16 protein-coding genes are annotated in these 13,444 nt (G+C 65.4%); 14 read left to right on the top strand and 2 right to left on the bottom strand.

Translation table 11 applies throughout. The features are described from left to right. Positions 1 to 126: 126 nt before the first annotated feature. A complete protein-coding gene (locus tag MWM08_RS09555; protein ID WP_255751397.1) occupies positions 127 to 1,302 on the top strand; it encodes a tyrosine-type recombinase/integrase in 1,176 nt (391 codons plus the stop codon). Between the two features lie 81 nt (positions 1,303 to 1,383). Beyond that, positions 1,384 to 1,866 (top strand): hypothetical protein, encoded by a 483-nt coding sequence (locus MWM08_RS09550; RefSeq protein WP_244459206.1) that lies wholly within the window; start codon positions 1,384 to 1,386, stop codon positions 1,864 to 1,866. A gap of 455 nt (positions 1,867 to 2,321) precedes the next feature. Here MWM08_RS09550 and MWM08_RS09545 read toward each other — a convergent pair whose 3' ends face one another. Then, complete coding sequence (locus MWM08_RS09545; protein WP_244459205.1) at positions 2,322 to 3,215, bottom strand: AbiTii domain-containing protein; 894 nt, start codon at positions 3,213 to 3,215, stop codon at positions 2,322 to 2,324. 257 nt (positions 3,216 to 3,472) lie between these two features. Here MWM08_RS09545 and MWM08_RS09540 point away from each other — a divergent pair, with 257 nt between their 5' ends. The 12 genes from MWM08_RS09540 to MWM08_RS09485 all read left to right on the top strand — a co-directional run bounded on the left by MWM08_RS09540 (position 3,473) and on the right by MWM08_RS09485 (position 10,901). Further along, the gene (locus MWM08_RS09540) at positions 3,473 to 3,676 is read left to right on the top strand and encodes a hypothetical protein (RefSeq protein ID WP_244459204.1); all 204 of its coding nucleotides are present in this window, start codon (positions 3,473 to 3,475) and stop codon (positions 3,674 to 3,676) included. 90 nt (positions 3,677 to 3,766) lie between these two features. Next, positions 3,767 to 6,145 (top strand): VapE domain-containing protein, encoded by a 2,379-nt coding sequence (locus MWM08_RS09535; RefSeq protein WP_244459203.1) that lies wholly within the window; start codon positions 3,767 to 3,769, stop codon positions 6,143 to 6,145. Between the two features lie 336 nt (positions 6,146 to 6,481). Then, positions 6,482 to 6,868: a hypothetical protein gene (locus MWM08_RS09530; RefSeq protein ID WP_244459202.1), complete on the top strand. Its 387-nt coding sequence runs from the start codon at positions 6,482 to 6,484 to the stop codon at positions 6,866 to 6,868. Positions 6,869 to 7,962: 1,094 nt separating this feature from the next. Beyond that, positions 7,963 to 8,187 carry a hypothetical protein gene (locus tag MWM08_RS09525; RefSeq protein WP_244459201.1) on the top strand — a complete coding sequence of 75 codons (225 nt, stop codon included), beginning with the start codon at positions 7,963 to 7,965 and terminating at the stop codon, positions 8,185 to 8,187. Positions 8,188 to 8,191: 4 nt separating this feature from the next. Continuing rightward, complete coding sequence (locus tag MWM08_RS09520) at positions 8,192 to 8,395, top strand: hypothetical protein (protein WP_244459200.1); 204 nt, start codon at positions 8,192 to 8,194, stop codon at positions 8,393 to 8,395. Positions 8,396 to 8,400: 5 nt separating this feature from the next. After that, positions 8,401 to 8,655, top strand: coding sequence for a hypothetical protein (locus MWM08_RS09515; protein ID WP_244459199.1), 255 nt, complete (start codon positions 8,401 to 8,403; stop codon positions 8,653 to 8,655). Next, positions 8,652 to 8,900, top strand: a complete 249-nt coding sequence (locus MWM08_RS09510; RefSeq protein WP_244459198.1) for a hypothetical protein — start codon at positions 8,652 to 8,654, stop codon at positions 8,898 to 8,900. Before MWM08_RS09515 ends, MWM08_RS09510 begins: the two co-directional genes overlap by 4 nt. After that, a complete protein-coding gene (locus MWM08_RS09505) occupies positions 8,897 to 9,346 on the top strand; it encodes a hypothetical protein (RefSeq protein ID WP_244459197.1) in 450 nt (149 codons plus the stop codon). Before MWM08_RS09510 ends, MWM08_RS09505 begins: the two co-directional genes overlap by 4 nt. Continuing rightward, the gene (locus MWM08_RS09500; RefSeq protein WP_244459196.1) at positions 9,339 to 9,815 is read left to right on the top strand and encodes a hypothetical protein; all 477 of its coding nucleotides are present in this window, start codon (positions 9,339 to 9,341) and stop codon (positions 9,813 to 9,815) included. Before MWM08_RS09505 ends, MWM08_RS09500 begins: the two co-directional genes overlap by 8 nt. Next, positions 9,790 to 9,993, top strand: a complete 204-nt coding sequence (locus MWM08_RS09495) for a hypothetical protein (RefSeq protein WP_244459195.1) — start codon at positions 9,790 to 9,792, stop codon at positions 9,991 to 9,993. The genes MWM08_RS09500 and MWM08_RS09495 overlap by 26 nt, the downstream gene beginning before the upstream one ends. Before the next feature lie 51 nt (positions 9,994 to 10,044). Beyond that, complete coding sequence (locus tag MWM08_RS09490; protein WP_244459194.1) at positions 10,045 to 10,254, top strand: hypothetical protein; 210 nt, start codon at positions 10,045 to 10,047, stop codon at positions 10,252 to 10,254. 188 nt (positions 10,255 to 10,442) lie between these two features. Further along, positions 10,443 to 10,901, top strand: a complete 459-nt coding sequence (locus MWM08_RS09485) for a surface-adhesin E family protein (RefSeq protein ID WP_244459193.1) — start codon at positions 10,443 to 10,445, stop codon at positions 10,899 to 10,901. Between the two features lie 141 nt (positions 10,902 to 11,042). Here the strand turns inward: MWM08_RS09485 and MWM08_RS09480 are convergent, their stop codons facing one another. After that, positions 11,043 to 13,421 carry a tetratricopeptide repeat protein gene (locus tag MWM08_RS09480; RefSeq protein ID WP_244459192.1) on the bottom strand — a complete coding sequence of 793 codons (2,379 nt, stop codon included), beginning with the start codon at positions 13,419 to 13,421 and terminating at the stop codon, positions 11,043 to 11,045. Between the last annotated feature and the right edge of the window lie 23 nt (positions 13,422 to 13,444).

Below are 13,444 nucleotides of genomic sequence, written 5' to 3'. Positions count from 1 at the left end.
TTACAAGGCGATAGCCTTCCTGGTCCATGACGCGCCATTGCGCTACATTGCGGGGCAGCGCACCCCCAGGCACCCCCGGGAACACCCCCGGACGCGGGCCTGGGGGGTGCCGAAGCAAGGCCCGCCATGGCGAGAAAACTTACAGACACCTTCCTGCGGGGAATGGAGCCGAACACCGAGGAGCGGGACACGGTTGTTGAAGGACTGATCGCCCGCAAACGAGCTGACGCCTTGTCGTTCGTGTTCGCGTTCCAGCGTCACGGGAAGCGCCATAAGATCACCCTAGGGCAGTATCCCGGCACGTCCCTCGCCGAGGCCCGCGACAAAGCGCAGGCTCACCGGGGGGCGCTCCAAGCCGGGCGGATGCCGCACCCCGCAGACACCCCCTGCCGTAGCGTCAACGACCTGCTGGACCGCTACGCCGCTCACCTGGACGAGACCGCCAAGGACCCGGCGCAGGTGAAAGCCATCCTCGCCAAGCATGTTCGCCCGAGCCTTGGCCCATACGACCTGACGAGCCTCACCCGCCGCGATGTGCAGGGCCTCGTGGACCGCATCCGGCCCCTCACCGTCGCTGGCGCTGTCGGCCGATATGTGACCGCGGCGATGAACTACGGCGAGCGTCGCGGCCTGATCGAGCACGCCATCCGTAACCTGGAAATGCCATCGACGGGGGAACCAAGACAGAGGGTCCTAAGCGACGGTGAAATCACCGCCCTTATGACCGATTGGCTCCCGCATGGTCCCGACGCCCTGGCCCGGTCGCAGTTCGGCAGCATCTTCGCCCTCTGCCTGCTGACGGGCGCACGGCGCAGCGAGATCGCCGAACTGACACGGGCAGAAATAGATGTCGCCAACGGCGTCATCCATCTCAGCGCCCAGCGCAGCAAAGGCGGTCGGGAGACGGAGGTTCTACTATCGTCCTTCGCGCTTCGTATTCTCGCCCAGGTGCCGCTCCGGGGCGACAAGGTGTTCCCGGTCGAGCGTCCCCGCACCGCCGATGCGGCAGGGGGGACGCGCCCTGGTCGTGCGATGCGTGGGTTCGTCAGTGGGTTCAGCCGGGCGGTCGCAGACTCCCAGCGCCGCACGAAAACGGATGCCTGGACGATCCACGATCTACGCCGCACCGCCGCGACGCAGATGGCGATGGCTGGCATCGAGCCGCACATCGTCGAGGCCATTCTCAACCATGCCGCCCCCCGGCTGAGGATGACCTATTCGGTCAAGCCGCACGAGGCGAAGGCCCGCGCCGCGCTCGAAGCCTGGGGCACCCGAGTATGGGGCCTCGCTGGGTGGGAATGACGCCTTGCGATACGCTTCGCTTTTTTCGGTTCAAAGTCGGGGCGGCTAGGCTAATGGGGAACAGGTAAACTCGAGAATCCCATGGATAGAAAAACCCTTGGAATATTGGCAGGCTGCGTTGCCGCGCTTGCTGTCGGCACCTTCGTCATTCCCAAAACTAGGATCGGTCTGTGGGGCGTCTACTTCTCTTATGAAGAATGCCTCTCTGGTCAGTTGCCGGGAACGCAAAGTGATCTTGCGGCACGGGGAATATTCTTGGCGTGCGCCAAATATCGCGATTCTGAGCGCCGAACGGAACGCGACATAACTCAATCAGTCAGAAATCTTTCAACCCGACTAAGCAGCAACACGCTGACAGTCAGTCATGAAACGAGCAATTTCCGCATCAACAAAATCACTATTGCTCTCGAAGATGGTAGAATTCGTCGGGAATTTGACTGCACTAATTATGACGGATTACCGCCGCGCTCCAGTGGGACTTTTTATTGTAGCATAATGGAAGATGGGTTTGATACTAACCGATGGAGATACTCAGTAGTTCGTGTCATGGGATCGCCAAATTAGCCCCCTTGAGCCGCTAGAGCCGCGCTGCCGGGCCATTGTGCGCCACGGGTTGCTCCCGCCCGTTGCCCCGTGCTACGCTTTGCGCTGCTAGCGACTCTCGCCTCCCCCAGAGAGCACGCGCCAAGCATCTAGCGACCCAAAATCCTGAAGGGGTAGGTCGGTGGCCGCGATCGATACGCGGCATCAACCACGGTGCGAAATGCACCGGACAGGATTTCTATGTCCATTCGTTGGATCGACGCTAAAGGCGTCGTGGCTAAGGGCCTGTATGGCTCCATTCATTCCGTGCATCGCGCCTGGAAGAAGGGCGAAATCCCGCCCCCGGTGCAGAGCGGGCGTCGCTGCATGTGGGACGAGGGCGCTCTCGACGCCCATGTGAAGGCCCGCGCTGGCCAGACCCGGCCCGCCGTTCCCCGCCGCAGGGTGATCGTGCGGCGATGAGCGCCGCCGTGCGATCAGCCCAAGCCGATCTGTTTCTTTATCAGGTCCCAAACAGCCGATCCTGCGACGCCCACGGTCAGATTCCCCATCGTCGGGGCGAGAGCCTTGAGGGCTGCGCGGACCTTGCCTTCGCGCGGCTCGTCCTTCGCCAATTCAGCCTCGGCCATCACAATGTTACCCTCGGCGACCTCCCGGTCGTCCGCTGGGAGCGTGCCGAGCGCCCCCCGCAATTCTTTCAGAAATTCGGCAACCTGCTTCAGGTCCAGGGGGGCCTGAGTCGCAGTCTGCGTTGCCGAAACGCTCGCTTGGTCTCCGGCGACAATCACGTTCTGCGCATATATATTGTGGGTGATAGACTCGGCGCGTTTCTTGTCACTATCCGAAAAAGTCATACCCTCCCCCGTCACACCAGCACGCCCAAGTTCCAGCGCCCAATCAAGAACAATATCGCGGACTTTTTCGGTCACTCCCTTAAGTGTCACAACATTAATTTCCATATAAAAAATCGATATATCCGGAAATTTTGTCCGCAAAATTTTAGATGCTTCTGGCCTCATCATATATGCAATGTCAGTTTTATCTTTGGAATTTCTAATAGCCTCCTCCAACTCAAAGAGTGGATTCGGGAATGTCATTGTATTCACCAAATGAAAAGATGCCGGGTCCGAGAAGAGCAGCCTCTTCGCGTGCCCATACTCATTCTCGCCGCAAAGCATACCGCGAATTTTTCGATAACTTGGGATATCCTTGCCTTCTTCATATCCCTGAAGCTCTCGGTTCAGCCAAGCCGTAAACTCTTCGCTCGCACCAAGCCTTACCGCTGCGATTTTTGCCTGTCGAAGCAGATCCCCAACCGGAACTGCGCTCGACACCGCATTTTTCTGAATTTCAAGAATCAGAGATCCCATAGGCGGAATGATGGGTTGCCCGCCCACCCGCGTCTAGGGGCGCCACCCCGATGGCCATCTGCGACTGCCCGGCGGGCCTCATACGAGCACTTTGAGCGCACCGCTGGGCCAGGGGTAGCGCCAGGGGGGCCAAGCCCGCTGGTGAGCCATAAGCATCGCTTATGGAGATACCTACGACAATAACGAATATTAATGGCATGGGGGCTGGTCCCCTCTCGGCAGCGCCTGCCACCCTGTAAATAATCGAGGAGGTCGATATGGAATTGCCGGAGGTCGTTATTATGGATGACTTGCTGGAGCTCGGCATCTACCGGGCGCGCCAGACAGTCCACGCCCATGTGCGCGATGGGATACTGCCACGCCCTCGCATGTTGAACAATCGCTACATCTGGTCGCGGGCGCAGATCAAGACGTTCCTGGCGAGTGACAAAGGGAAGCGGATCTACCCCAGAACAAAGTAGCGCCGCCCAGGGGGCGATCCCGGGCGGCGCTCGCAGCATACTTGGGAAACTGAAACACGCATTCACCGCCACTACCAGAAAGGGAAGGCAATGGCTGACGACCACTATACACAAGAAAACGCGAGCGCGCAAGGTAGTGATTACGAGCGCTCCCACGACTCTGGCACTACAGTCAAAAAAGCGAGGGCGGAATACAGGAAGGGTATTTCGCAGATTCAGGCTGACCACCCTGTCGCACGCTACTTTGATTCACGCGGCTTGTGGCCCCTGCAACCCTACGAGCGGGAAATTCTACGCGCTCAATTCCATGATGTAGACGGCGACACCCCGGAGGAGGATTGGTCGGGGTTCTGGTTGTGCGCCCCCCTGCACGATCAGGACGGCTCTCTGGTCGCCATTCAGCGGACCTCCATCAGCAAGCAGGGGGAGAAGGTCCGCGTCGCGGGCCGCAATGATCGCATCACCGTGGGTGAGGCTTACGGGGCGTCCATCCGCCTCAGGCCAGTGGTCGGTGACGATGGCATTCTGTATGTCGCCGAGGGCCTGGAAGATGCCATGTCGATCGCCCGCTTCACCAAGGGCGCCGCGGTCTGCTGGGCAGCGTGCGGTCGGCGTGCGCTTGAGGAAATCCACCTTCCCCCGAATCTGGGTGAACTACGCATCTGTGCCGACAACGATCCGGCCGGGCTGGAGTCAGCGCAGGTTCTGGCAATGCGCGCGGTCCTGGCGGGAAAGAAGGTCCAGATCCTCGCCTCGCCGGTCGCTGGCGAAGACCCGAACGACGCTTGGCTTGCGAAGCGTGATCTAAACTCCATCCTGGAAGGTTGGATCGGCCGTCTGCACACCTACCTGTCCTGGCGCCCGTTGTCCGAGGGCGAAACCGAAACTCGGCTCAAGGCGCTGGCCAAGTCCGAGAAACTGACCCAGGCCGCCATCAAGGCTGAGTGGAAAGCCTTCATCAAAGGTGCCCGCCCGAAGCGTGCGCTCGTCGCGGGGGGCGTGCTTGAATCCATCGAGGGCGCTGTCACCGCGGGCTATCGGTTCAACCGCGACGGCGTCAAACCGGGCGACATCGTTAACGCCCTGATCGCTTTCAAGCGCATCGGCCTGACCGCCCGCCTGGACCTGTTCGACCTGAGCATCATGCTGGAAGCGACAAGTCCGCAGGCGTTGATCGTCAGCATTCCCGGCGCCCCGCTGCACAATCTGGGGGAGGCCGTCCGGTTGCGCGACGAACTTCTCTCCCCCCTGGTCGGCTTCATCGCCCTCAAGGACAACGTCACGTTCTCGGAAAACATGGTGCTCGCGGCGCTCAAGTTCGTCGCTCACGCGAGGCGCTATCACTCCATGCAGGACTGGCTTGAGGCGCACGGGGAGTGGGATGGCACGCCCCGCCTTCACCTGGTCCTGCAGAATACGTTCGCCGCCGAAGACACACCGCTGAACAGGTGGACGTCGCAGGCGCTGTTCGTCGGGCAGGCGCTTCGCATCCTATATCCCGGCGCGAAGGTCGATGTGATGCCGGTGCTCTGCGGTGAGTCCGGAAAGCGTAAATCATCGTTCGTGGCCGAGATCGCGGCAGGGGGGCGGGAGCGCTGCACCGACTCCCCCGTTGATGTGCATGATCCCCGCAAGGTGCTTGAGCAGACGCGCGGCAAGACGGTCGTCGAGTGGGCCGAGATGGAGGGGCTGGGCCGTTCCGACTGGGAGGCGGTCAAAGCCCACCTTACGCGGACGACCGATAAGGGGCGGCTGGCCTATGGGCGTGAATCTACGGAGGTCCCACGCGGCTTCATCAATGTGGGCACGGTCAACGGTATGGACTTTCTGCGGTCGCAGGTCGGCAGTCGGCGCTTCATGCCAGTGGAAGTTCCGGGCCTCGCCGATCTGTCCTTCCTCCGCGAGCATTGGTCGCAGCTCTGGGCCGAGGCGGTGGCTCTGGCCGGTGCGATCATCAAGGGGGCGGGGGATAGGCTGCCCGAACTGGCGGTTCCCCCTGATCTCTGGGAATCCGCTGCTGCTCTGCAATCGCGCCACCTGAAACTCAACACCTGGGCGCAGATCATGGAGCCGTTCTTGCAGCCGTTCCCGGATGCCGTGGTGAAGACCTCCGACGTCAAGAAGTTCTTGATCGGCCACGGGCTGCGGTCGGTCCCCGATAACGAGATCGGGGAGGCGTTGCGGCATCTGGGATTCAAGCGGCAGGCGAGCGCTTTCGAGTTCAAGGGTCTCGGCAAGTGGCGCGGATGGTGGCGGGGGGAGAAGCCCGGCGCAGCGGATGTTGATCGCCGACTTCTTAAGGTCATCCGCAACGACGCTATCGGCAAGCCGGATTTCACCCACGAGAACTCGCCGCCGAAAGACATGTCCGCGGTTGATCGTGCTTCTCAGGCCGACGCCACCCCACACGCCCCCACACCTGGAAGGGCGGTCGTTGCCCGGACCCGAGGGGTGCCGAAAGCCAGGTAATCCCCCGGCGCGAGCCTTTACCCCACACTACCCACACTAATTTAGTAGAGGTAGTAAAGGGTAAGGGGCATAGGGGAGGAATGTATATTTGGCACCAGCCCTATAGTAGCGCCGTTGCGTGGGGGTTTAGTGTGGGGGCGTCCAACACTAGGTAAAGCCTGGGCTACGACAAACAGCAGCGCCTAACTGGACGTGGGGGGTGCATGTGGGGGGCGGCTACTCGCCCGGGCCTCAAACGGTTCCACCCGATGATTTGGTGGGGACGATCATAATCTGTCCTTAGCACCCAGGACCGGCAAAGCCCTATCTGCAGGCTCTTAATCATTATCGTCAGCCGTGTTGTTCGCGCACCGAAATATCTTGTTATCGCAGACAAGGAATATTTTCCTTGTCACGCTGATCGGCCTCGCCCCATCAAGGCTGCACGGCGCATCCATGGGGGATGCCCCGCTGCAAGGACTTCTGACCATGGCTTCTAAGAAGAACGCTGCCGCTGCCCCGGCCCCCGACGCCACCCCGGCCCCGGCCCCCGCACCCCGCAAGATCACGGTGCTGGTCGAGGCACCCACCCTTCGCGGCAGCCGCGCCGCGCGCTGGTCGCTCATCACGCAAGCCAAGGATGCGGCCGAACTGGCGACGCTGCTCAAGGACAACGGGCACAAGCAGACCGCGGCAGGCACCCTTCGTTGGCTGACAGAAGCCAAGTTGATTCGGCTGGACTAACCGCCCCCGATCCAGGGGGGCACCCTACCGGGGCAGACGAGGGGGGCAGGTGATTCACCTTGCTCCCCTTTCTGTTGGGCGATGAGCGTTATCGGCGACCCAGCCCGACGCCACCCCCGGCCCCGCCCGGCAGCCCCGCCAGAGCCTGCCCCCGCGCTGGCGCACCCCACCACCCCGCCACCCCTGCCCCTGCCCCCTGGCCCGCCACACGGCGGTCGCCTGACCCGCTGCGCTTGCGCTGCCTGCCCCCCGCATGGCCCGCCGCACCCAGGCAAGCCCACCGACCCAAGATAGACAGAGTCTTTGTGCAGACCTGCGTTGCGCGCCAGCAACTCGTGACAATCAATCCTCAATCCATCGCAGACAGACTGACAGCCCGCGCGCCGGGTGTTCTCCTCCTGGCGTCCCTGCTCTTGCATGTTGACACGCCGATCACTGACATCGAGCGATAACCAACTATCGCATTTGGTTATGTGGGCAAAACGAGAACGAGTCTGGCCAACGATTCGGTGGAGTTTATCTTAATCTATATATAGGCCAGGATACCTATTGGCCGCAAAGATGGCCGAAGTCGGTGGCGGTAATGCGCGACGGGGGCGGGGGATGAGCGAAACGGCCAGGGACCTCCATACCGAACGGTCCCAACCGCAACAAATTGCATTGCCCTTTGGGACCTGCCCGTAGAGATCGGCCTTTCATCATCCCGTCTTCGTAATAAGCGGCTGTAACCCTGGCGCAACCTAGGTTATCCTACCCAAATGCCCCGCCAGCCCCGCCGCAAGCCCTACCGGACCCGCGTGGTCCACTACGTCCAGATCGGCCCGCTCGTAGTGCAGCGTGCCTCGCCCCGTGTGCTGATCCTGGGACGCGACGCTCCCTTACTGATGACCCGCAAGACGGATGCGCTCGCCCTGGCACGCCGAGCGGGGGGTTATCCGGCGAGGCTGACCAAGTATCGTAAATACCGACCCGTAGTAGAATGGTGGCTTCTGCCATAATAGAACCTAAATAGAATTGCCAGGCTTGCTACCAGACTCTTGCCCCCCGTGCTATACTAGGCTCCTCGCCACAAGTATTCGTGCAGGAGACCCCAAGTGAAATTCACCAAGCAGGAACTGATGGACTTCGTGATCACCGGCATCAAGGCCGTCGCCGGCGGGATGATCGAGAAGGCGCTCGCGCCCGTGACGCAGCGCCTTGCCGCCCTGGAGACCGAAAACAAGCATCTCCGCGAAGCCGTGGCCGAACTGCGCGCCGACGACACCCCGCCCGAGCAGATCGCAGCGGAGATGCAGCGCCGCTACGCGCGGATTCAGTAGCGCCATGCTGCCGCAGAAGAAGGCCATCACGCTCCAGGGCGCCGTGAATACCCTGATCAGCATGGGATTCGTGCTGGACCTCGACAACGGGTTTCTCGTGCATGGCGTGGAGCACCGCCTGGACGTGATCGACGACCAGGTGACGGTAAAGGGCGACAAGGGCCGAACGCCCTGGGTCGAGTTCGTTCGCACGTTGCGCCCCCGATGAACCCGATGGTCAAGCAGATCGACGACCAGTTCTTCATGCGGATACACGCGGAGGGCCGCACCACGGGCGCCATTAGCGAGGCGATGCAGGCGCTGAACCGGATGGGCATCGCCGTGGACCTCTCCGGCTGCGTGGTCGTCGATGGGCGATCCGTGCCGCTCCGGGTCCAGGGGGGCAGCGTGGTGGCCCTGGTCGATGGCACCCCCATCCCCTGGAGCCTGTTCAAGACAACACTCAAGCGAAAGGAAGCCACCGCATGACGCAAAAGTCGCTCCTGCATGTTCCGCAGAATTGGCCCCTTTGCTGGAACGGGGGAAACAACGTTCGTGGAGCCTGCCCGTCGTGCGGCGAGTTCCACCTCTACATCGACCGCCCCGACGAGGGCTCGCCGACCATCGAGTGCAAGGGGTGCGGGCTGTCGGGCGTCGCCGCCGTGCAGCGGAAATTCAACGCCCTCACCAAGACCAAGCCCACCCCGCAAATCGAAGAGGCAGCCACATCATGAAGATCCAGGACGCCATCCGTGTCGCCAGCGAGCACACGCGACCGACCTACACTCCCCACGATCCATTCGTGGACCTGGAGCCCGCGGTCCATGCGGAGGCGCACTCCATCCTCGCCCGACTGGCCGCCATCGGCGCCCCGTTGGAGGTCGATCCACGAATTCCCATGACCGTGGGGACCGTGCTGGAAGGTCAACTGTTCCGCATCGCCATCTCGACCAACCCGGCCACCGGGGGGCAGAGCGTCGTCATTCTCGGCCCGAACATGCAGGAGTGGACGAAGGACGACTTCCTCGCCCTCATCCCGGAGGCGGTGCCCGAGCCCACACCCGCGCCGAACCGGGTCAACTTTCACATGCCCGTCGAGCGCCGCCATCCGTCCGACATCATGGAGGACATTCTGTCTGTGCAGCACGACATCCTCGCGGAATTGCGCCGTCGTGCCTGATATCCTGGATGCGATGCCGCCCCGGCACACCGACAAGCGCATTGGGAGACTGGTGCGTCGGTTCGGGGTCAAGACCCTGTTCTCGATCTCGGATGCCGCGCAGGTTCTCCAGATCGACGACCTCCGGGCCTGGAAGCTCCTCTACATCGGCGATCTTGCCGATAGTTCCTACCGCGTCGCGCGGAACAACGGTCGCCTATGGTGCCTCCAGGTCAATCCGTTTGTGCCAGCGGCGCAGGCATGGGCGAGCCAATACCGATCGGTGATGGCCGCCCTGCCGCCTCCGTTTAGCGCGGACCAGTTCTCGAAGGCTGCGGGAATCCCGTTTGCGGCGGGGAATACTATCCTCTCGGTGATGGCCCAATACGGACACCTGGTCACAGGCCGTCTCGAGGAAGTCGGCGGCAATGCCCTCTATCGCCTTCCGCCCCGCAAGGTGATCCATGCTGGTCACCTGGAACACGCCTGACGGCACCGAGGTCGCGCTGGTCGAGAGGCTGGCGTTTGTCCAGGGGGGTATGACCGTCTATTTCCGCGATGGGCGCGCCGTGCCCGTCCGACTTTCCGCTGATGCCGTGGCCGAGATTCGTAGACTCTACTACGCGGACGCGATTACGCGGCTGGTGATCGACCCACCCCCGTCCTAGGCAGATTCGCCTAGACGTGCTAGGCTATTTGTCCTATTCAGGAGGATAGCCGTGCTTCACCCCGACGCCGAGATGATGGTCCGCGAGGTCATCGAGGAAGGGGCCGCCAACCCCGTCCTGTTCGCCAATACGGTCGCCTTCGCGCTGGAGATATGGGAGTTCAGTGACCTGCCCCACGCCCCCGAGGTCGTGGCAGCCTTGCGCCGCTGCACCAGCGTCGAAGCGGCGCGGGCGATACTGGCCAACCCAGCGAGTGAATAGGCGAAGGCGGAAGGGCGTCATGGCCCGTCCCAAAGGCCATGCTAGACTGCCTTTGGTCAAAGAATGTCAGGCACCCCCCAGATGCACCCCCGTATGACGTGCTTGACCCGCAACCCCAGGCCCCAGGCCGGTTGCGGCGCTCCCAGGCCAAACACGCACAAGAAAACCATCATGGTGAACATGGCGTGATGCGCCGGAACCCCGGCCTTGCGGGCGCCGCGGTGCTCGCGCTGCTGCTGGCCGGCTGCGCGGCGGAACCGCCGCCGGCCGAGGCGCCGCCCCCTGCCCCGCCCCCGCCGCCCGGCTGGCAGGCGATCCCGGCGCTCAACACCAGCGGGGATATCGTCAGCGGCTATGTGCAGACCCGCGGCCTGGTCTCCACGGGCCGCGTGCGCCGCGCCTGGATCCTGCTGAACCTTCGTGAATCCATCCCGATCCCGGAGACCGGCGGGCGCGCCCAATCGGTCCGCTTCCTGGGCGAATACCGCTGCGCCGAACGGCAATGGCGCCCACTCGAAGGTGCGTGGTTCGCGCGACAGAATGCGCAGGACCCGGTGCATGCCGAACGCCCGCGCGGCACAGGCTTCCGCCCGGCGGAACCGGCCACGCTCGGCGGGTCCTTCCTGGATGCCGCCTGCGGCCTGTAGCGCGTTCGGCGTGCTTGCCGGGATCGGCACCGACCCGCTCCGCCACCCGACCGACTGTCGTCGGGTCGCCGGGGCCGGGCGCGGGCCGCCGCCGCGCGATCCGAAAGCGCGCCGTGACAGCGCCACGCGGGCTCCTCGTCGCTATTCCTCGAGCTCCCCGAACAGCCGGAACCGCAGCATGCGGCGCGTCATGCGGTCCATGCCGAGCGCCTCCGCCCGGCGATAGGCCTCGATCGCCGGCTTGATCTGCTTGCGCAAGCGCTCCGCGTCGCACAGGCCGGTCCAGGCCGGCACCAGGTCGGGCTTGATGGCGATGGCGCGTTCGAACTGCGACGCCGCTTCATCCGCGTCGCCGGTCTCGAGCAACAGGTGGCCCAGCCGCGCCGCGACCGCCGGGTCGTTTGGGACAGCCACCGCGACGTCCCGTGCCGCCGCCAGCGCCTCCGCGCGCCGGCCCTGCCGCCACAGCGCATCGGCGACCGCGAGGCGCACCGTCTCCGAGCCGGGATCCTCGGCCATCACCTCGGCCAGGGCGGCGCGCGCGGCCTCGGCGTCGCCGCCGGCCAGCAGCAGCTGGCCCAGCCGCGTGCGCAGTTGCACATGGCGCGGATAGGCGGCCAGGCCCTCGCGCGCCGCGGCCTCGGCCTCCGCGACCTCGCCCGCGCGCCACAGCGCGTCGGTCAGACCGAGCCAGGCTTCGGCATTCGCCCGGGGGTGCCGCACCGCGTCGCGGAACACGGCGGTGGCCGCGGCCGGTACACCTTGCATCAGGTGCAGGAACCCCAGCCGCAGCCGCAGGGACTGGCTCTCGGGCATCGCCGCCAGCCCGGCTTCGGCCGCGCGCACGGCATCGCGGCCGCGATGCTGGCGCCATAGCGAATCGACCAGCAGCAAGTGCGCCGCCACGTCGCGTCCATCGATCGCGAGGGCACGGCGCGCCTCCCGCTCGGCACCGATCGGGTTGCCGGCCGCGATCAGCAGCTCGGCGCCGCGGCGCGCCAGGCGCGCATCGCCGGGGTGGCGCGCTGCGGCCTCGGTTGCGACCGCGGCCGCCTGATCGTGGCGCTTATGCCCGGCCAGCAGGTCGGCCAGCATCAGCCAAGGCGCGGAATCCTCGGGCGCCAGCGCGATGGCGCGCCGCCAGGCGCCCTCCGCCTCGGCGATGCTCCCCGATTCCTGGTGCATCTGAGCGATGCGGGCCGCGAGACTTGCCGAGGGCACCGCCTCCAGCGCCAGCGCCGCTGCCGCGAGCGCCGCGACTGGCCTGTCCTGCGCGCGCAGAAGATCCATCACCCTCTGCCAGTCGGCCTCCGGAGCGCCGTCGGCGGCCATGGCGGCCAAGAGGGCGGCGAGCGCCGGGCCCGGACCGTCGTCGCGGCCGCCGCCATCGCCTGCCACGGTCAGCCCCAGGCGCGCCGTGTCATCGGCAGGGTCGATCGCCGCGGCGCGCGCGAAGGCCTCCGTCGCCGCATCCCGGCGCCCGGCGGCGAGCAGCGCTTCGCCCAGCAGGGCGGCGGGCGCCGCGGCGGCGGGCCAGGTCGCGGCCGCGGCCTCGGCAACGGCGATGGCCTCGTCGTGCCGGCGCGCCTGCAGCAGCATGCGCACCAGCCGCGCCTGCAACGCCGCGGGCAGCGGTGCAACGCCGTTCGCGCCCTGCAGCGCCGTGACCGCGCGCCCCTGCTGGCCCAGCGCGGCATGCGCGGCGGCCAGGCGCCGGCGCGGCAGGGCGAGGCGTGGCTGACGCCGGATCAACTCGCGCAGCGGCGTGATCGCCTCGGCATGGCGGCCGAGCCGTTGCAGCACGCGGACCCGCGCATCGGCCTGCGCGTCCGGAGTCCAAGGACGCGTCTCGATCGCCAGGACGGCCTGGGCCAGGCGCGCATGGCCGGCGGCAGCCAGCCGGTCCGCCAGCCGCTTGCGCATCCGCGGTGCCGCCAGGCGCGCGACGCGAAGCGCCATGGCCGCGCGCGCCGCATCGCCGGCCAGCAGGGCGTCGATCGCTTCGGACAGCGCGCCGCTGGCGAGCAGGATCTCCGGCAAGGCCCCGCCCGCGTGGCGCAGCGGGGCCGGCACGATGCCCTCCGGCAGTGCCGGGGCCTCCCTCACCGCCAGCGGATCGAACGCCATCACCGCGACGCCCGAGACCGGCGCAGCGACGACCGCCGGCACCATGTCGGGTGCTATCATCGCGAGCACACCCGTGGCGCCGAGGCTGCCCGCGTGTTCGAGCGCGGCGATCGCGCCCGCCCCGGCGCCGAGCAGCACGACCCGGCCCACCAATGTCGCGCGCGCCTGCGGCAGCAGTTGCGCGAGCGCGTCTTGGGGGAAGCGGCCATCAGCGGCATGCAGCGCCAGGGCCGGGCGGCCGATCCGCGCCGAGAGCCGCCCGGCCCAGGCCAGGGCCGCGGCGTCGGGCGCCAGGACCAGCAGGCCGGCGGGGCCATCGCCGGAGGTCAGGTGCAGGCTGAGGCCATCCGCCGCGTGCAGCAGCCTGGCGGCGGGCCGGTCGGTCTCGGGCATGCGCGCGGCCCTACCAGCAACCT

Origin of the sequence: Roseomonas fluvialis (assembly GCF_022846615.1) — a bacterium.
Classification (GTDB): Bacteria; Pseudomonadota; Alphaproteobacteria; order Acetobacterales; family Acetobacteraceae; genus Neoroseomonas; species Neoroseomonas fluvialis.
Note: the sequence above shows the minus strand (reverse complement) of the source record. Positions and strands in the feature narration are given on the sequence as shown.